Origin of the sequence: Kitasatospora sp. NPDC058046 (genome assembly GCF_042885595.1) — a bacterium.
Taxonomy (GTDB): Bacteria; Actinomycetota; Actinomycetes; order Streptomycetales; family Streptomycetaceae; genus Kitasatospora.
The window spans coordinates 22,670-40,961 of the sequence record NZ_JBHVRS010000042.1 but is presented as its reverse complement, the minus strand read 5'-3'; the positions used below and the strand labels follow the sequence as shown (position 1 = coordinate 40,961).

Sequence of the window (18,292 nt, the reverse complement as noted above, 5' to 3'; positions counted from 1 at the left end):
ACGCGTTGAAGGCCGCCCATCCCCGAGCCTGCACCGGGTCGGGCGCGGGCTCTCCCGGTTCGCGCCACTGGGCGAAGCTGAGGAATGCATGGGCGTGCCGACCGGGGACGGGGGCATAGTCGGGTGATCGTCCGCAAGCTCGGGCCACTGCTGGGAGCGCAGGCCAGGCACTCTCGGCACGGAACTGACCCGCATCCGCCCTGAGGGCCCCGACAGCGACCGGCTCGTCGCCGATCAAACCGACAAGGCGTTCCTGTCCGCTGTGGTGGCCGACCGGCAAGCTGGACCTCAACGCTCCGAGCCCTGCCGCGCGGCGCGGTCTCGGTGACGACCTGTCCGACATCATGCTCTGAGCTCTGTCGTGCCGTGCGTCCGGTGCCGACACCTCGGCGGCGCTCGCCGCCCGTGTTCGATGAGTACGTGTTCCCCGGGACCGCGACGGAGCAATGGATCACACACGGGCGCCTACCAGCAGAGCCACTGCCGCCGGCCGGTTGCGGTGACATGCACATCATGCCAGGGTATTTGAGAGTTGCTCTTGCCGGATCAGTGAGCATCCACGGGTGATCGACCAACAAGCTGTGCTCGGGAAGGCGTCATCCTTCGCAGTCCTATAGCTGTCGAAACCCCTCTCCATTCGGAAGTGCCGCCTCACAAGGTCAAGGGACCAGACTCACCTCGGAGGCGATAACGGAGAATCGCTCCGTCGACCCGTCGTCCGCAGATTGGTCGGGATCATGTCTGAGCAGCCCCTGTTGCGCACTCCGCGCGAACGCGACGCATTCGACTATTATGACAACAAGCGGGATGATGCACTCAATCTCGGCCTCGGTGACCTCGACGGCTATTACCACCACCATTTCGCCGTCGGCACCTTCGATGCCAGCGTCCTCTCCCTTGCCGGAGCGGATCGAGAGCGGGCCGTCAACGCCGAGATGCACCGGATGGAGACCAGGCAGGTCGACTACATAACTGAGCTCCTCAGGGCGCTCCCCGGAGACGGACGCATCCTCGACGGAGGTTCGGGACGCGGCGGAACCGCGCTGCTCCTCCACCGAGCCCTCGGCTGTCAGGTGGACGGCGTCAACATCTCCGCCTACCAGAACGAATTCGCCCGTCAGCAAGCGTACCTGCATGGCTGTGCCGATCACGTGCATTTCCACAACCGGAACATGGCGGTGACCGGGTTCCCGGACAACTCCTTCGACGCCGTGGTCACCAATGAGGCGACCATGTACATCGATCTCCACGAGACGTTCGCCGAGTTCGCGCGAGTCCTCAAGCCGGGTGGCCGGTATGTCCTCATGACCTGGTGCAACAACGACGCGATGGGTTCGAGCCCGGCAGAGACTATGGCGATCGACACCCACTACCACTGCCATACGAACGCCCGTAGCACATATCTACGAGAACTTCTCAATGCCAACCTGATCCCCTACCAGGTGGACGACTTCACGCGAGCCGCCGTTCCATACTGGGTGCTGCGTTCCCTCTCACATCTGGCCACCGGAATCGAGAAGCCCTATCTGGACGGCTATCTCAGCGACCGTGTCAACTATATGCGTATTGCCGCCCGACTCAAGTGAGGACGACCTGATCTGAAGGTATGTGGGAGATCGGATCGACGATGCCGACTCCCAAATGCGGCGGACCTCCGCCCGTACCTGAGAGACATCTCTGGGTCCTATTGACCCGAAACGGTAAGGTCCCGCGCTCGTTGATCCGGGCGTGACGGATCTGGTGGGGGACGCACGGCGCCTGTCGCCGAAGGCTCAGGAAGCTCTGCGGATGCGGGCGGTTGCGGCACTTCGCGCGGGTCGGGACCGGAACGAGGTGGCCGAACTCCTGGGCGTCACCACGGAGTCGGTGACCGACTGGTGGGCCGCCTGGCAGGCCGGCGGTCGGGACGCGCTGGTGTCCAGGACCCGTGGCCGGCGAACGGACGAGAATCAGGTGCTCGACCCGGACCAGCAGCAGTGCGTCCGGCAGGCCCTGATCGACCACCGGCCCGAAGACCTCGGTCTGGGTGGGCAGTTGTGGACCCGCGCGATCGTCGGCGACCTGATCGCCCTGCTCTATCGTGTGCGGCTGACCGAGCAGGGCGTGGGCAAGTACCTCAAGCGATGGGGGCTGTCGTTCCAGCGCCCCGACAAGCGCGCGATCGAGCAGGACGTGGAGGCGGTCCACGCCTGGCGCGAGGAAGACCTGGCCCGCCATCCGGGCGAAGGCCCAGGAGGAGGGTGCCGAGGTGCTGTTCGCCGACCAGACCGGCGTCCGCTCCGACCAGGTCTCAGGCCGGACCTGGGCCCCGCGCGGCGAGACGCCGACCGTGCGGCGCACGGGCAACCGCTTCTCGGTCAACGCGATGTCGGCGATCAGCCCCCGGGGCCGGATGTGGTTCACCGTCTACCGGGGATCGTTCACCGCCGAGGTGTTCTGCGACTTCCTCGACCGCCTGAACAGGCAGTTCGACCGCCCGGACCACCTGGTCGTCGACCGGCACTCCGTCCATGGCAGCAAGAAGGTTCGAACCTGGCTCGCCGACCATCCCGGCCGCATCACGGTGCACCTGCTACCTGCATACGCGCCCGAGACCAACCCGGACGAGCTGGTTAACGCCGACCTGAAACGGACCCTGCTGCCGGCCTCCCGAGCCCGCAACGCCGCCCAGCTCGCCGACGAAGTCCGACGCTTCTTCCGCAGCCGCCAGAAACAGCCGCACGTCGTCCGCGGCTATCTCCCGGGCCCGCACGTCCGCTACATCTCCGATACGCCGGAAAATTAGCGTTTCGGGTCAATACCTGCGACGACGGCAGATCCCCGCCCGCATCGCCCGCCGCAGGATCGAGACCTCCAACCGTCTCGGCCGGCACCGCTGGGTCATCGAACGCACCGTCGCCTGGCTCGGCGGCTTCCGCCGACTCCACCGCCGCTACGAACGCAAGGCCGACCACTTCGCAGCCTTCGCCAGCATCGCAGCAGCCATCATCTGCACCCGCAGAATCCCCAAATGAGATGTCCTCTTAAAGCGATCGTGCTGTGCGATCCGCGACATACTGCGCCCGAGTGCCGGGATCACGTGCCGCGGATGAGGTCTGCAGCACGTTCACCGATGACGACAGAGGGAGCGTGGGTGTGCCCTCGGGTGATGCGCGGCATGACGGAAGCATCGGCGACCCTCAGGCCGGACACCCCGTGGACACGGAGTTCCGTGTCCACCACTGCTCCGGAGTCGCTGCCCATCCGGCAGGTACCCACCAGGTGGAAGGCACTGCCGGAGTGGTGCCGGATGTGTTGGTCGACACTGTCCGGGTCGCCGAGATCGAGGTCCTCGAACCACTGGTCACCGGTGTACGGAGCCAGCGCGGCCGTCCCGAACAGACTGCGGGCGATTTCCAGGCCATGCCGCAGCCGACGGATGTCGTCGCCCCCCGGGTCCGTCAGGTAGCCCGGGTCGATCTCCGGCGGATCGGCTGCGGCAGCGGACCGCAGACGCACTCTCCCGGTGCTGTTTGGCTGGAGCAGCACGGCGGCGATGGTCAGTGCGTGTTCGGACTGCGACTCCAGGCCGTCATTGACGAAGGCAACCGGAAGGAAGGCGATCTCCAAGTCGGGGGCGGGCTGTTCGGCACCACTGGCCAGGAAGCACGCCGCCTCCGCAATGTTGGAGGTCAGCGGGCCACGGCGGTGCAGCTTGTAGGCCTCCGCCGCGTCGGACCCGCCGGCCGACGCCAGAGTAACCGGCCGGGGGCAGTGGACAATCAGAGGTACGAAAAGATGGTCCTGCAAGCCGGTCCCGACTCCGGGCAACGGACTCACGCACTCGATTCCGTGTCTAGCGAGGGGGCCTTCCGGCCCGATGCCGGAAAGCATCAGCAAGTGGGGCGAGTTGATGGCACCCGCACTGACGATGACCTCCCGCCTGGCGACGAGTGCCACCGACCGGCCGCTCCGGGAGAGAGCCTCGACGCCCGTGGCACGCCGATCGCTGATGGTGATCCGCTGCACGTGCAGGTGGGTGAGGACATCCAGGTTGGAGTGGCTGATGGAGCGCAGATAGCCGTCGGCCGAACTCCAGCGCTCACCCCGTCGCTGGGAAGTCGACACGCGACCGGCTCCGGTGTTGTCCGGCGCGTTGACGTCCTCGGAGAAGGGCAAACCGAGTTCCGCACAGGCCGCGAGGAAGGACGCGGTGGCCTCGGACTCACCGCGGACGTTCTCCACGTACAACGGGCCGTCGACGCCATAGAGGGAAGGGATGTGAGCGCCGGCGCGGTGCTCGATCCGGCGGAAGAGGGGTTCGACGCCGGCGAAGGACCATCCGGGGCCGCCGACGCCCGCCCAGCCGTCGAAGTCGGCCTGGTGACCACGCGTCCACACGTTCGCGTTGATCGATGAACTGCCGCCGAGCCCCCGCCCTCTTGGGCACCGGATGACCCGTCCCGCCAGGCCCCGTTGCGGCGTGGTCCGGAAGTCCCAGTCGTGTTCGCCCCCGAAAAGCGTCGGGAACGCCGCCGGGATCTTGATGGCCGGATCATCGTCCTGTCCTCCCGCTTCGATCAGTGCTACGCGCACCCGAGGATCGACGCAGAGGCGAGCCGCGACCGCACAGCCGGCCGATCCCGCGCCCACGACCAGATAGTCATAGATTGCATCCATGGGGAACCTCTCGAATAGGAGATTTCCTTCAAGAGAAACATAGCGCAAAGGCGACAGGGCCCGATGCGAAGAAGATTCACGACCAAATCTCCCATTTACCGAAAATCAGCCCACACTGCCGGGTGACATTCTCATGTTCTCTTATCCCCAGATAATTGGCCCCATAGAATCACATACAACCACTCCTGAACGCCTACCGCCCGGAGGCCCATGGTCGGGTGACCGGCGACACTGGCGCAGTCGACAGGGAGGAGAACGAAGTGTCTACGCACTGCCGCCGGTTCACCCCAATGTCAACGGCCATAACGCTCGGATCTGATCAACATTTCGGGATCGCCCAGCGTGACTGATCATCAGGTCGATCTTTGAATAGTAGTGCTATGTGATCAGACGTTGAAGGTGCTGCTGCCGCAGCTGTCCGGCCTGGTGGTCGAGGAGGTCCGCGACGCGGAGACCGGGCTGCGGATCACCGCCCGTACGGCCTGCGACCAGGCACGTTGCCCACAGTGCGGTGCGAGCTCGACCCGGGTGCACGACCGCTACCGGCGGCGGATCGCCGACCTGGCCGTCGGCGGTCGTGCCGTGACGATCGCCCTGTCGGTACGCCGGTTCCGCTGCGAGACCTCCGGCTGTCCGCGCAGGACCTTCGCAGAACAGATCGAAGGCTTGACGTTCCGTTACGGCCGCCGCAGCCTGCTCCAGCGCGGGCTACCGCCGGATCGTCAAACGCCGGGGCCACGCCAAGGCGCTGGTCGCCGTCGCCCGCTCGATCCTCGTCATAGCCTGGCACCTGATCAACGACCCGGACGCCCGCTACCAGGACCTCGGCGCGGACTGGCACCAACGCCACCTGAACAGCGCCCGCCGAACCCGCGACCTCGTCCGCCAGCTCCAAGCCCTCGGCCACCAGGTCACCCTCGCCCCCACTGCCTGACGGAACCCGATCACGAGTTCGTCCGTTCCGCTCCGCGCAACGGACGCTGCCGCCTGCCCGGCTGAAGTTCGATTTTCCGTTCAGCATCCGAGCCTCGATCGCCCACCACCACCGGGAAGGGGAGTGTGATTCCGGCTCTGCCCCGTAATCGGTGGTAACCGATTGTGATTCAGGCGAGGAGGATGCGGTGGCGGAGGAGGGCGAATCCGGCCCGGCCGTGCATCTGCCGCATGATCCTTTTGGTGTGGGTGTTGACGCCCTCGGTGCGGCCGTTGTGGTGGGGCAGGGTGAGGCCGGCGTCGACGGCGGCCCGGTCGAGTTCGAGGCCGCGGATGAAGGATTGCAGGTGGGGAAGGCCGGCGGCGCGTGCGGCGGTGATCCATTCGGTGAGATGGGCGTCATTGCCGGGGGCGGGGACAAGCAACTCGGCGAAGGAGCGGATGAGGCGGGAGAGTTCCGTCATTTCGGGGCAGGCGGCGGTGAGGGCCTGAAGCAGGTCGGTGTCCTTGTCCCGTAGCCGGTCGGGGCGGGTGAGCATGAGGCGGGCAAGGCGGCGCGGGCTGGTCACCGGGCGGTCGCCTTCGGCGCGACCCTGGGTGATGTACCTGTTGAGGAGGTTGAGGCTGCCGGTGTAGCCCAGCTCCTGGATCTCGCGGAAGAGGTGAAGTACGGGGACGGCAGGGTCCTCGGCGCGGCGGGTGCGGAGGTGGCCGCGGTAGGGGTCGACGAGCGTGGGCCGGTACTGCGGCGCCCGGCGAAGGCCCTCGGGCTCAGGGACGCGCGCATAGCGCTTGACGGTGTTCAGGGCCAGGCCGAGGCGGCGGGCGCATTCCAGCAGGCCCACGCCCTTGCCGAGCAGGTCGTGGACCTGGCGCCATCGCTCGCGGGTAGTCACCTCGCGCACGCCCTCCGGGCGGGGCGGATTCGCGGTGGCCCAGCAGGCGGAGTGCGCCCGCACCTCCTTCAGGACGGCCTCGCACAGGTTGCGCCAGATGTGCCACCGGTCGCCGACCTGCACCGCCTTCGGCAAAGCGCGGCGGACGGCCTCGCCATAGGCCCCGGAGCCGTCTCGGCACACCACCTCGACACCCGGGTGCTCGCGCAGCCACGTCTCCAGGGCTTCGGCACCTCGTCCGGGCAGGACGTCGATCCGCTCACCGCTCTCGGCGTCGATCAGCACGGTCGCGTACCGGCAGCGCCGACGCAGGGCGAAGTCGTCCACGCCCAGGACCCGCGGCACCCGCCGCGCGGGCAGCGGCACCCGCAAGAGCACCCGCAAGGCCGTGGACCGGGAGGCCGGTGCGCCGAGCACCTCCAGGAGCCGCGACGCGGCCCGGCCCGCTAACTCTTTGACCATGGAACCGAGTTGGCTCGTGAGGCGGTTCGTGCGACGTTGGTAGCGTTCCAGCAGACTGGGTACCTGCTCGCGGAACGTCTGCCGTCTGCAGCCCAGCACCGGGCAGGCCAGGCGGCGAACGCGTACCACCACGAGCACCTGCCGACCATCCGCCGGCACGTCCGCCACCGTCCGGTGGTGGAAGCCGTGCACCCGGTCCGTCGGTGCCCCGCAGACCGGGCAGGGCGCCGGACCGTCCTGGGTCCGGGCCACCACCCGGATCACCTCGCCCTCGTCCAGCACGTCCTCGATCACCAGCGGCATCAGCCCGGAAAACACCGTGCCCACAAGCTCGTTGACATCTCGCATGGTCTGTCAACGGCGCCCGTCACGCTTCGTTACCACCGATTACGGGACAGAGCCGGGGAGTCTGCAGCGTCCGCTGACACCGTCTCTTCCACACCTCATGTCCTGCCGGTGGTCGGACGCCTCGGACCACTGTCGCGGGGCCACTAAAGTCGAATGGTAGTCCCGGCGATGGCTTCCCGTCGGCCGCAGCTCGTGGATGGCTGGCCGCGCCGAGCAGTCCCGGTCCCCTGCCAATTATCCGGGGCTCTGAACTGAACCTGGCTGCGGCGCAGTTGTCCTGCGGTGCTGTTCCATTGACGGACCATCTGTGCCGCCGAGGTGGAGCGGATCTGGGCGGCGGCGAGGAGGAGCTCATCCGAGTAGGCCAGGGAGGCCTCGACGTGGCCGGCTTCGGCCAGTTGTATGGCCATGGAGGCTGTAATGAGCACTGATCCATGTCGATCGGCCGGGTCGGTGAGCAGCAGTGCCCGTTCGAGGGATCCGATAGCCTGGGTCCGGTTGCCGAGGGCAAGCGCCGCGATCGCAGCCTGGTGTTCCACAGTGGCATCGAGACGGGTGCACGGGCCCAGCGGGCAGGCGTGATGGCTGTTTCGGGGAACCTGAGAGGCGAGTGCTCGGGCCTGATCGACGTGGGCGCTACTTTCCATGGCGGAGTGTAAATAGGCAGTGGTGACCCCGAGTTGGGCTAACAGGAGTGCGGATGTTGCGGGCAGGCAGCTGTCGGCGACGTCGACGGCGGAGCAGGCTAGGCGGTGGCCGGTGCGGTGGTGGCGGAGGCCCGTAGCCTGGATGCTGAGCGCGCACACCGCGATGGCCCAGGTGTCGAGGTCGCGAGCGTGCCAGGCGTAGGACATTGCCGTGATGTAGGCCTGCTGGGCTTTGCCGTGATGCAACTGTCCCTCGTACGTTCTGCCGAGCAGTAGGACCAAGCGGGCGGTTTCCCCGATATCAGCCTGCGAAGGACGGGCGGACAGTCGAGGACCGGTCACGCTGGCGAGATACGCGTGCAGCGGGCCCGCGACGCAGCCGGTTCCGCAGGTACTCAGGAGGGTCTGGAAGAAGCATTCCGCCTCTGAGTTCGGAGCAGGCTCGACCGGTGAGGACGGCGGCTTGGGTAGCGGGACCGGGCTGAACTCGTAGGTAGCCCTTTCGGGAGTCGACCCCAGCAGCGCAGCGAGGGCCCGGGCGGGGGAGGGGGACATCTCCAGGTGCCTCGTCGTGGAATCAGGGAGAGCGTTGAAACCTGCGTCACTCGGGGTGATGATCCGGCCGAGCCTGAGGCTCAGAGCCTCGCAGATGAAGATCATTGCTTTCCCGCGCGGTCTTGTGCCAGACAGCCAGTGGGAGACCGACGTGCGGTCGTAGGCGAACCTCACGCCCTGGAGCGATGCCCTGCCGTTCACCGCCCGGGCGAGTGCGTCCTGGGTCCAACGGGACTCGTGGAGCAGCGAACGTAGGTCTTTGTTGGGGGTGCGGGCTGGCATCGGCACTCCTCCCGCCTTGCTGGTCGATTGACGATGGTTGTCGGTGCCGGCACGCGGCCGTAGCGGGCAGCCTGCGGGGACGTGGGTGATCGGGCGTGACAGGGCTCTGTCGATCAATGGTCTGGTAGGGCGGTGGCGGGAGGGTCTCGGTTCGTGTGTGATCCTGCGTTTCTTCGAAGCCGGGAGGCCACGCAGAGGCCGGATCAGCGGACGAGGAACCCGACAGCCTCGAACCGGTTGAGGTAGTGGTCGAGGAGAGCCGCGTCGACTGGGGGGCAGGAGAGAGCGAACGTGGCGTCGGTGGCTGGGGCCATCGGAGTGAATACGCTTTGTGCCGGGGCCGGAGGGGATGATGCGGGACGTGGACCGCTCGCGATGAGCGGCAGGAAGGTGGCGAACGGCAGCCCCGGGGTGCTCTCGGCCGCCCGTTCGGCCTGAGCGATCCAGACCGGGAACGGCACGGTCAGTATCGGGCGGCCTCGCGTTGTCATACGTTGGGCGAGCAGCGTTGTGGTAGCTGGGCGAGGGTTGCTGAGGTGGTGGATCTCGCCGCGGAGCGGGGTGCGCCCGAACAGGTGATGGACAGCGTCTGCGGCGATGTCGACGGGGACGAGGTCGAGGGGAAGCGGCGGGTCGGGGGCCGTGGCGGTGTACCAAATGGCGTGGACGATTGCGCATACCAGGGAGTCGGTGGGCCAGGTGCCAGCTGTGGTGAGTGGACCGCTGAGCTCTGCGAGTCGGTACGTGGCGACGGGCAAGCCGGTGTGGCCGGCGTTGTCGACGAGGGCTTCGGCGGCGCGTTTGGAAGTGGCGTAGCCGCTGTCGGGATGCGCTGTTGCGTCGCCTGCCGGGACGGAGGTGGCGAGGGCGTCGACGGTGGATACGTGGTGGAAGGGCAACGGTCGGTTGCTGCTGGCGAGGTTGAGAAGGGTTTGGGTGCCGTGAACGTTGACTGCTTCCAGTGCGCTGTGCGGGTAGAGCAGGTTCACGCGGGCGGCGCTGTGGATGACGGCGTCGACGGATCCGGCGAGCGTCTCGAACGTCTTGGAGGTCAGTCCGAGCAGGGGGCGGCTCAGGTCGCCCGGGACGATGCGGACACGGTGCAGGGCATCGTCGTCCAGGGCGAGTCCCTGTCGGCGCAGGTTCGCGGCCAGGCGTTGGAGGGCGTGCTCTTCGTCGTCGGCCCGGATGAGGCAGTGGACGGTGATCGCGGGGTCGCGCAGCAGGCGGTCGATGAGGAATGCCCCGAGGTATCCGGTGGCGCCGGTGAGTAGTGTGTGTCGCGGATTGTGAGGATCGTCGGTCGTTTCGACAGTTCGCGGTGTCGACCCGGGCGCGACCGCGATGGTGAGGTTGGTCCTGGTCCTGGTCCTGGTCCTGGTCCTGGTCCTGGTCCTGGTGCTGTCGATGGCGAGGGCGAACTGGTGCAGTTTGGGGTGGGTGAGCAGTGCCCGGATGAGGCGGGGTTGGGTGTCAGGGGGAAGTGCGAGGCGACGCTGGAGGCGGGCCACGGCATGGACGGCTTGGAGAGACTGGCCGCCCAGGGAGAGGAAGTCGTCGTCGCGTCCGAGCGCCGGGAGATCGAGCAGGTCGCCCCAGACCTCGGCGACCGCGCGTTCGGTCGGTGTCCGAGGTGGGGCGCCGGCCGGTTGCCTCGGTGATCCCGATGCGTCGGGAAGCCGCTCGTGGTCGACCTTGCCGTTGGCGTTGCGTGGCAGGTCGTCGACGATGTGGACAGTGGCCGGGAGCATGAAGGCAGGCAGGCGGTCGGCGAGGAACGTACGCAGGCTGCGGGTGAGGTCGGCCCGGTCGGGCAATGCGCAGTGGCGCCGATCCGGTCCTGGCAGGACCCAGGCAATGAGTCGGCCGTGTCCGTCACGGGTGGTCCGGAGGTCGGCCGCCGCGTCGCTGACGTCGGCGTGTGCGCGCAGGGCGTGCTCGATCTCGGCGAGTTCGACCCGGTGGCCGTTGAGCTTGACCTGGCGGTCGAGGCGGCCGAACAACTCGAAGGTACCGTCGGGGCGGCGGCTGACTCGGTCACCGGTCCGGTAGAGCCGGGGTTCGCCACCGGGTAGGGCCGGGCTCTTGGGGAAGCGCTCAGCGGTGCGTATGGGGTCGGCGTGGTAGCCCACTGCCAGACCCGCGCCTCCCACCCACAACTCTCCGACATCCCCGGGTGCAGCTTCGGTGCCGTCGGGCCGCACCACGTACCCAGTGGAATACGGGGTGGGATGGCCGATAGGGATGGCCGAGTCGGCCTCAGGCAAGGCGGTGATTTCGTAGGCCGTGGAGAAGATCCCATTCTCGGTCGGACCGTAGGCGTTGAGGAGGTGCTCGGGCGCACCGGCGCTCAGGACGGCTCGGATGGTACGTGGACTGACCGTGTCGGCGGTGCTGATCAGGTAACGCAGGCGGTGGAACATGGCTGGCCGCCAGGCGGCGAGTTCGTGGAGAAGCCCGGCACTCAGGACGAGTACGGTCACTCGCTCCTTCCGGAGGCGCCTAGCCAGGGCATCGGGAGCTAGCAGGGTCGGCTGGTCACACAGCACCAGCCGGGAGCCGGTGAGGAGGGCCCCGAAGATCTCGAAGTAAGACACGTCGAACGACGGGCCTGCGGTCGCCAGCCAAGTGTCTCCGGGGCCGACGTCGACCAGGCGCGGCCCTGGGCCGAGGAGCAGTCGGGCGGGTGCACAGTGGGGGACGACGACGGCCTTCGGGTGGCCGGTCGTCCCCGAGGTGAAGACCACGTAGGCGGGGTCTGCGCCGGTACCTGGGATATCCGGTGGTCGGGCGATGCCGGGGACGGATGGGTCGGGCAGTGCGATGCGTGGCGCGGGCAGGTTGGGTGCCTCAGGGGCTGCGACGACGGCTCGCAGGTCGACCTGTTTACACATGGTCGTCAGCCGTGCTTTGGGATAGGAAGGGTCTAGCGGTACGTGGACCCCTCCGGCTTTAAGGATGGCAAGTGTGGAGACGACCGCGTCGGCGGAGCGGCTTGCGAGTACCCCAACCCGGTCGCCGGGTTCAATACCTCTATCGACCAGATGTACGGCCAGGCTGTTGGCGAGTCGGTCCGTCTCCCGGTATGTGAGGGCGGTCGCGGCGTCCTGGAGGCAGGGTGCGTTCGGAGTGGACCGTGCCTGTCTCTCGAACAGGCGGTGCAGCGGGTGCCGTTGCCAGACGATGGCCAGCCCCGAAGGGGTCTGTTGACCGGCCGTGGCAGAAGACGGTGCGGATCGATCGGAACGGTAGCCTCTCATGGTGAGAGCTCCTCGTGGTTGGGGACGGGCGCGCGACTTTTGGGAACGGAGCAGTAGTGCCGGCAAGGAGCTGGACACCACCGCTCCGCAGGGCTTCAGCGTCCGAGTGAGAGCCAGAACGAGGCGAGGTGATCGTGCATCAGCCGGGCAGTGTCCGCGGCCTGACCAAGGTCCGCTCCGGTGTCGACCTCGTGCACCACGAGTTGGACGGACTGTTCCAGCACGTCTTCCGGAGGCTTCTCATAGGAGGCGAAGTAGGCGATGACCTCCATCGGCAGGTTTTGGTGCGCGCGCAATGCGGGGGTGAGCACCACACATGCGTCGTGCCACAGCAGGAGGTCGGTGTGGGCGACCAGTGCGAACGCGGCCGGGGTGGCGTGCAGAGCCAGCCAGTTGATGAAGGAGGCGTAGCCGTAGCCGATCGACTGCAGTTGCTGACCTGGGTACTCCTCGGGTGTGATGCCGAGGGCGGCGGCTCCGGCGCGGATCCCAGCCTGGTCGACGGCGACCGTCCCGGCCAGATCGCGCAGGTAACTGGCACCGGGGGTGTTGCGGAACCGAGCGGCGGCCAGGTCGAGGCAGGTGGTGACGTTTTCCAGGGTGGCGGCCTCCAAGCGGACGAGCGCCTCGATGTCGGGGCGGGTCAGTTCGCCGCGGGCGGCCGTGGCGACGAACGGGTTCGCCGTAGCTACGTGCCGCATGCCGTCGGCGAGTTGCTTGACGGTCAGGCGGACCTCATGGTCGGTGCTGCTCATGACGGGATTCCTTCCTTGTGGTGAGAGAGGGCTTCGGTGATGGATTCAGAGATGACGCGGGCGGCTTGGACCAGGTCGACACGGCGGTGGTCGCTGTTCAGTTGGAGCCTGAAGTAGGCGTGGCCGAGCGGCACGATGGGGAATTCCACGACATGGAGCAGGACCCCCTGCTCGCGGGCCAGGCGCAGCGCGGTGCGGGCCGCCGCGATGTCGGGGATGTCGACGGGGACGATCGGTGAGGGCGAGCCGAGCACCGTGCAGTCGGGGGCTTCCGTCAGAGCGGCCCGTAGAGCGATGCTGTTGTCCAGGACCGCATTCCGACGGCGCTGGCCTTCGGGGGAGGACATGATCTGTGCTGCGGCAAGTGCACCGGCGGCCTGGAGCGGGGTGAGCGCAGAGGAGAACATGTGTGTGCTGCCGAAGTAGCGCACGTACTGGGCGACCGCTTCGCTGTGGGTGGCGATGTATCCGCCGTTGGTGGCGAACGCCTTGCTGAACGACCCAACGACGAGATCGAGTTCGCCGTGCACCTTGTGGATGGCGGCGAGGCCGTGGCCGTTCGGGCCCATGACCCCGAGGTCGTGGGCTTGGTCGACCAGCAGCACCGCCCCGTACTCGCGGCACACCTGCTGCAAGCCGTGTAGATCGGGGGTGTCGGAGTTCATCGAGAAGAGGCTCTCGGTGACCATCAGGATCGCGTTGTGGGAATCCTCGGCCCGGATCCGGCGGAGCTGTTCGCGGACTGCCTCGTTGTCCAGATGGGGCACCCGGGTCACGTGGCTGCTGTTGCAGGAGGTGATTCCCTGCTGGAGCGAGGCATGGGCCAACTCATCGACCAGCACGTGATCATGACGGCCGACCAGGGATTCGACGGCCCCGTGGCTCGCTCCCCAGCCGGTCGGGAACAGGACAACGTGTGCCATGCCTGTCAGTTGCGCCAGGGCTTCGCGCAATCGGGCGTGCACGACGGTTTCGCCGGCCACCACGGCCGAGCCGGCCGCGTGTGGGCCGTAGCGCTCCAACGCTTCGGCGACCGCGTCGAGGACCTGCGGGTGACGGCTGAGGGCGAGGTAGTCCTGGCTCAGGAGATTCACCCCGGTGTCGGTGTGCCCGAACTCGTCGTGCAGCGAGGTTTCGGAGGCGAGGTGGTGAGTGGAGCGTTCGTGGTGGTAGCCCCACCTGCCCTGTACCGCCAGCGGTCGACGCCAGGTCTCGAAGCCTGCGACGCGTTCCAGCAGGTGCGGGCCGCGGAGGAAGGAGAACAGGCCCAGGGCGTGACAGCCTTCGGGATCGGTTGTCATGGGTCCTCCCAGAGAAAGGGGTCGTAATGGAGGGGGTTCACGCGTCACGCGTGTGTCAGGACTAGGGAGGCGTTGGTGCCACCGAAGCCGGAGGAGTTGCTGATGGCCGCGTGGAGTGGCAGCCGACGCGGTCGTCCGGACACCAGATCCAGGTCGATCGCCGGGTCTGGGTCATCGAGGTTGGCTGTTGGCGGCGCCAGCTGGTCGCGCAGCGCGAGCACCGTGTAGCCAGCTTCCAGCGCCCCTGCGGCGCCGAGCGGGTGTCCCGTGACACCCTTGGTGGAGCTGACGGCGACACGGGTGCCGAATACCGAGGCGATGGCACGGCCCTCGGCCGCGTCCCCGAGTACGGTCGACGTGGCGTGCGCATTGACGTGGCCCACATCGGCGGGCGTCATCTGTGCGTCGCGCAAGGCCGCGAGCATCGCTCGTCGGATGCCGTCTCCTTGGGGGTGAGGCCGGATAGGGTGGAAAGCATCCGCGCTTTCCCCATAGCCGGCGACCACGGCCAACTGGCGGGCCCTGCGGGCCGAGGCATGCTCCGCGGCTTCCAGCACGAGTATCCCCGCGCCCTCGCCGAGAACGAAGCCGTCACGGCTGGCGGAGAACGGGCGTGAGGCACCCGCAGGGTCGGTCACTCGGCGGGAAAGCGCACCTAAGCGTTGGTATCCGACGGCGGTCATCGGTGTCAGTGGGGCCTCGGCCCCGCCTGCCAGCACGATGTCCAGCAGGCCGGATCGCACCATGGCCAAGGCCATGCCGATTGCCACAGTTCCGGACGCGCACGCCGTGGAGACGACGAGAGAGGTGCCACGCAGGCCGAACCGCATCGACACTGCGCCGGTGGCGGAACTGGCCATAGCCATCGGAATCATGCCTGTGGCCACGTCGTCCGGGCCGCTTTCCAAGAGACGGGCGTGCTCGGCTTCGAAGGTCCCGACACCACCCGCCAGTGTTCCCAGCACCGTGCCGCAGCGCAGGCCGTCGACGGGAGTGGTGTGCAACCCGGCAGACGTCCAGGCCTCCGTGGCCGCGGCCATGGCGAGCTGCGCGAAGCGGTCCAGGCGGCGTGCCGCCGGTGTCGCAGGGGCGAACCCGGGTACCCGGCAACTCAGGTCGACCGGGCACCCTGTGAGGGCCGGATCGACTGCGGCAGTCGGTTGTGCCGCAACCACGTACCGCCAGTTGTTCTCGGTTCCGACTCCGGCAGCGCTGACCAGTCCCAGCCCCGTGACGACCACCTGCCGCGTTGTCACGGTCGCTCCCGTGCGACGCGCAGGAATTCCGACAGTTCGCCCAGGGTCGTTGCTGCCCGGAGGAGATGCTCCGGAATTGGGAACCTGAAGCGTTCCTTCAGTTCGGCTCCGAGCTCAGCTCTGGCCAGCGAATCCAGTCCTGCGGATTCCAAGCTGGACATAGTGTGTAGGCTGCGTCGGTTCACCTGGAATATCTCGACTAGTAGGTCAGCGACCACTTCGTCGATCATGTCTACAGCCCTCCTCTGTCTCTTGCCGGAGGATTCGGAGGGGTACGGATCCGTCACGGCTGATCTGGGGGGACAGCCTGTCCTCGTTGATGAGGCCCTGAATCGATTGAAGCAAGGAGACATCGAGGACAGCAGGGGCAGACGGGCTCTGTGATGTTGAACGTGTTGTAGCAGTGACTCCTCCACGGCGCGTCGACAGCCCGCCAACCACCTCAACCCCGCCCACCCGCAGTGGGATGCCACGATCGAGCCCGGTGTTGAACCGCTGGTGGACTGTCTGACCCGGACGTGGCTTCTGGTCACTCGGCCACCGGCAGGGCCACCGCCGGTCCGGCTGCCCACCCCGCAGAAGGCGCCGGTCTCGGCGGGCGGGGGGGTGCCTCTATGGGGTTCGTCAAGGAAATCGGGCTGCATTCGGGTGGGGTGGCCAGGCAGCATGGCAGGATGCCGGATCTGCTGTGGGACGACGTCAGGGAGTTCTTCGACCCTGACCTGATGGGGTCGCTGCCGGACGTGCAGGTCGCAGATACCTCGGTCGAGGACTGGCAGGCGGTACTTGATCTGGTGCGGTCGCAGGGATGGTCGTGCGAGTACTCCGAGGACGGTGTCGCGGTTCGGCTGCCGCGAGCTGCGGACGTGCTGGCCCGCAGCGAGGGCGCCGACGCAGTGTTGAGGGTCTGGCCCGCCGCCGGATTTCTGGTGATCTTTCGGGCGTATGAGGCCAGCTCTATCGACTTCGATGTTGATCTGCGGGAACTGCGGGGCCAGGACGGCGTCAACCTGCTGTGCCGTCTGATGCGGGCGATCGGGCGCCGACTCGGCAAGCCGGTGACGTTGACTCCGGAGTCCGATCCGCTCCACCCCGTTCTCGGGTTCGATGTCGAGGCCGACCGCGTGGTGCTGCTGGCGGAACCACGGCTCAGCTGACCGCTTCGGCTGGCCGGGACTCGTAGAAGGTCCCGTTGCGGAGCATCGCGAACAGGACGTCGACCCGGCGTCTGGCCAGACAGAGAAGTGCCTGGGTATGCCGCTTCCCTTGGCCGATCTTCTTGTCGTAGTAGGCGCGGGAGGCCGGGTCGCTGAGCGAGGCGAACGCGGCCAGGAAGAACGCCCGTTTGAGCTGCTTGTTGCCGCGGCGGGAGGGTTGCTCGCCACGTATGGAGGAGCCGGAGCTGCGGGTCGCGGGGGCGAGGCCGGCGTAGGAGGCCAGGTGGGCGGCGGTCGGGAACGCTCTCGCATCGCCAACGTCGATCAGGACCCGGGCACCGGTCCTGGTGCCGATGCCGGGCATGGAGGTGAGGATCTTGGAGAGCGGGTGCTCGTCCAGCAGCTCCTGGATGCGCTTCTCCAGGAGCTTGCGCTGGTCGAGGACGGCTCGCAGGGAGCCGGCCAGGCTCGGCACGATCAGCGCGGCCGCCTCGGTGCCCGGGACGACGACGGTCTGCTCGTCGAGCGCGGTGAGGATCTCCTCGACCAGGCGCTCGAACATGCGCGGGGCCAAGGGTCGGGCGATGCCGAGCAGGCGACGGCGTCCGGCCTTGCGCAGGGCGGCCGGTGAGCCGAACCGCTCCAGCAGGGCCAGCACCGCCGGGTGGTCCAGTCGCGGTCCCAGGACACGTTCCAGGTGCGGGTGGATCTGCGTGAGCAGTCCGCGCAGGCGGTTGGCGACGCGGGTGGCCTCGCCGGCGAGGTCGTCGTCGAAGCCGACGACCATCTCCAACTCTGCGATGGTCTCGTCGGTGAGTTCGATGCCGCGCAGGGTGTGCGGCATGGTGCGGGCGGCATCCGCGATGACGAAGGCGTCGCGGGCGTCGGTCTTGGCCTCGCCAGGGTAGAGGTCGGCGATGCGGCGCATCGTCAGGCCGGGCAGGTAGGCGACGCGGCAGCCGACGTCCCGGGCGACTGCCAGGGGCAGGGCGCCGATGGAGGCGGGCTGGTCGACGATGACCATCACGGTGCCGTGCTTGGCGGTGAGCTTGTCCAGCACGGCCCGCATCTTGGGCTCGCTGTTCGGCAGCCGCTTGTCGAAGACCCGCTTGCCCGCCCGGGTCACCGCGGTTCCGTGGTGCTCGCCCTTGCCGACGTCCAGGCCGAGGAAGACGTCCACATCGCCGGTATTGATCACGCTGATCCTTCACGAGGTTGTCTGTCCCGGCCTCGTTGGCGTGGCACCAGTCGCCGGCATCCACGTTACGAAGAGCCTCCCAGCATGCTGGTGGTCCTGCCTCTATCAGCGGTCTACCGATGCCTCCGGCCCGGTGACACCACCCCCCGGATCATGCGAACTACAGGGGGGAACAGTCATGCCGGGCCGGAGGCCGGGAGCCCCGTTGCGGGGCCACGAAGAAGGTAACGGGGGCTGTTGGCGTGCAGGGTGCCGGCGACGCACCGGCCTGCCGCCGGAGGTCGGGCATACGGAGAAGTGGCGGCTGGCGATCGACGCTCTCGAAGAGTTGATCTCCTGGAGGCTCGCGCCGCAGGTCGTGGTCGCCGACGCCGGCTACGGCCAGTCCGCGGCCTTCCGCCATGCCCTGCGCGCGCGGGGCTTCGACTACATCGTGGCGGGCGGCGGGGGTACGGCACCCCCCCCCCCCCCCCGCCCACACCCCCCACCAACCCCCCACCAACCACAAAGCAAGACACGCCAAACCCCCCCCCCCCCCCCCCCCCCCCCCCCCCCCCCCCCCCCCCCCCCCCCCCCCAAAAAC

At 67.8% G+C, this 18,292-nt stretch carries 14 protein-coding genes and 2 pseudogenes; 7 read left to right on the top strand and 9 right to left on the bottom strand.

Annotated features, from left to right (window positions below):
• The first annotated feature begins 737 nt into the window (after positions 1-737).
• From ACFVU7_RS43410 to ACFVU7_RS43395, 4 genes and pseudogenes are all read left to right on the top strand, one after another.
• Positions 738-1,586 (top strand): SAM-dependent methyltransferase, encoded by an 849-nt coding sequence (locus ACFVU7_RS43410; RefSeq protein ID WP_388052082.1) that lies wholly within the window; start codon positions 738-740, stop codon positions 1,584-1,586.
• Between the two features lie 202 nt (positions 1,587-1,788).
• A pseudogene (locus ACFVU7_RS43405) lies at positions 1,789-2,142 on the top strand (winged helix-turn-helix domain-containing protein); the annotation flags it as partial.
• A gap of 73 nt (positions 2,143-2,215) precedes the next feature.
• The gene (locus ACFVU7_RS43400; protein WP_388052114.1) at positions 2,216-2,785 is read left to right on the top strand and encodes an IS630 family transposase; all 570 of its coding nucleotides are present in this window, start codon (positions 2,216-2,218) and stop codon (positions 2,783-2,785) included.
• Between the two features lie 19 nt (positions 2,786-2,804).
• Positions 2,805-3,014, top strand: a pseudogene (locus ACFVU7_RS43395) (transposase); the annotation flags it as partial.
• A gap of 61 nt (positions 3,015-3,075) precedes the next feature.
• Here the strand turns inward: ACFVU7_RS43395 and ACFVU7_RS43390 are convergent.
• A complete protein-coding gene (locus ACFVU7_RS43390; RefSeq protein ID WP_388052079.1) occupies positions 3,076-4,659 on the bottom strand; it encodes a GMC family oxidoreductase in 1,584 nt (527 codons plus the stop codon).
• A gap of 375 nt (positions 4,660-5,034) precedes the next feature.
• On the opposite strand from ACFVU7_RS43390, the gene ACFVU7_RS43385 reads away from it, so the two are divergent.
• Positions 5,035-5,658, top strand: a complete 624-nt coding sequence (locus tag ACFVU7_RS43385) for a transposase family protein (protein WP_388052076.1) — start codon at positions 5,035-5,037, stop codon at positions 5,656-5,658.
• Positions 5,659-5,762: 104 nt separating this feature from the next.
• Here ACFVU7_RS43385 and ACFVU7_RS43380 read toward each other — a convergent pair whose 3' ends face one another.
• From ACFVU7_RS43380 to ACFVU7_RS43350, 7 genes are all read right to left on the bottom strand, one after another.
• Positions 5,763-7,268 carry an ISL3 family transposase gene (locus tag ACFVU7_RS43380; protein WP_388052111.1) on the bottom strand — a complete coding sequence of 502 codons (1,506 nt, stop codon included), beginning with the start codon at positions 7,266-7,268 and terminating at the stop codon, positions 5,763-5,765.
• Positions 7,269-7,441: 173 nt separating this feature from the next.
• Positions 7,442-8,782, bottom strand: a complete 1,341-nt coding sequence (locus ACFVU7_RS43375; RefSeq protein WP_388052073.1) for a hypothetical protein — start codon at positions 8,780-8,782, stop codon at positions 7,442-7,444.
• Between the two features lie 203 nt (positions 8,783-8,985).
• Positions 8,986-12,042 carry an amino acid adenylation domain-containing protein gene (locus tag ACFVU7_RS43370; RefSeq protein ID WP_388052071.1) on the bottom strand — a complete coding sequence of 1,019 codons (3,057 nt, stop codon included), beginning with the start codon at positions 12,040-12,042 and terminating at the stop codon, positions 8,986-8,988.
• 95 nt (positions 12,043-12,137) lie between these two features.
• The gene (locus ACFVU7_RS43365; protein ID WP_388052068.1) at positions 12,138-12,797 is read right to left on the bottom strand and encodes a hypothetical protein; all 660 of its coding nucleotides are present in this window, start codon (positions 12,795-12,797) and stop codon (positions 12,138-12,140) included.
• Complete coding sequence (locus tag ACFVU7_RS43360; protein WP_388052065.1) at positions 12,794-14,098, bottom strand: aminotransferase class I/II-fold pyridoxal phosphate-dependent enzyme; 1,305 nt, start codon at positions 14,096-14,098, stop codon at positions 12,794-12,796. Before ACFVU7_RS43360 ends, ACFVU7_RS43365 begins: the two co-directional genes overlap by 4 nt.
• Positions 14,099-14,142: 44 nt before the next feature.
• Positions 14,143-15,354 carry a beta-ketoacyl-[acyl-carrier-protein] synthase family protein gene (locus ACFVU7_RS43355; protein WP_388052062.1) on the bottom strand — a complete coding sequence of 404 codons (1,212 nt, stop codon included), beginning with the start codon at positions 15,352-15,354 and terminating at the stop codon, positions 14,143-14,145.
• Entirely contained in the window at positions 15,351-15,584 is a 234-nt protein-coding gene (locus ACFVU7_RS43350) for an acyl carrier protein (RefSeq protein ID WP_388052059.1), read from the bottom strand. The genes ACFVU7_RS43355 and ACFVU7_RS43350 overlap by 4 nt, the downstream gene beginning before the upstream one ends.
• Before the next feature lie 444 nt (positions 15,585-16,028).
• Here ACFVU7_RS43350 and ACFVU7_RS43345 point away from each other — a divergent pair, with 444 nt between their 5' ends.
• A complete protein-coding gene (locus tag ACFVU7_RS43345) occupies positions 16,029-16,511 on the top strand; it encodes a hypothetical protein (RefSeq protein WP_388052108.1) in 483 nt (160 codons plus the stop codon).
• Here ACFVU7_RS43345 and ACFVU7_RS43340 read toward each other — a convergent pair.
• Positions 16,504-17,709 carry an IS110 family transposase gene (locus ACFVU7_RS43340; RefSeq protein ID WP_388052056.1) on the bottom strand — a complete coding sequence of 402 codons (1,206 nt, stop codon included), beginning with the start codon at positions 17,707-17,709 and terminating at the stop codon, positions 16,504-16,506. The genes ACFVU7_RS43345 and ACFVU7_RS43340 overlap by 8 nt on opposite strands.
• A 178-nt stretch (positions 17,710-17,887) precedes the next feature.
• On the opposite strand from ACFVU7_RS43340, the gene ACFVU7_RS43335 reads away from it, so the two are divergent.
• Positions 17,888-18,292, top strand: a 405-nt coding sequence (locus ACFVU7_RS43335) for a transposase (RefSeq protein WP_388052105.1), incomplete at its 3' end; no start/stop codon positions are given.

Coding starts and splice junctions, on each gene's coding strand:
- ACFVU7_RS43410 (WP_388052082.1), top strand. CDS start 738: ATGTCTGAGCAGCCCCTGTTGCGCACTCCGCGCGAACGCGACGCATTC.
- ACFVU7_RS43390 (WP_388052079.1), bottom strand. CDS start 4,659: ATGGATGCAATCTATGACTATCTGGTCGTGGGCGCGGGATCGGCCGGC.
- ACFVU7_RS43375 (WP_388052073.1), bottom strand. CDS start 8,782: ATGCCAGCCCGCACCCCCAACAAAGACCTACGTTCGCTGCTCCACGAG.
- ACFVU7_RS43370 (WP_388052071.1), bottom strand. CDS start 12,042: ATGAGAGGCTACCGTTCCGATCGATCCGCACCGTCTTCTGCCACGGCC.
- ACFVU7_RS43365 (WP_388052068.1), bottom strand. CDS start 12,797: ATGAGCAGCACCGACCATGAGGTCCGCCTGACCGTCAAGCAACTCGCC.
- ACFVU7_RS43360 (WP_388052065.1), bottom strand. CDS start 14,098: ATGACAACCGATCCCGAAGGCTGTCACGCCCTGGGCCTGTTCTCCTTC.
- ACFVU7_RS43350 (WP_388052059.1), bottom strand. CDS start 15,584: ATGATCGACGAAGTGGTCGCTGACCTACTAGTCGAGATATTCCAGGTG.
- ACFVU7_RS43345 (WP_388052108.1), top strand. CDS start 16,029: ATGCCGGATCTGCTGTGGGACGACGTCAGGGAGTTCTTCGACCCTGAC.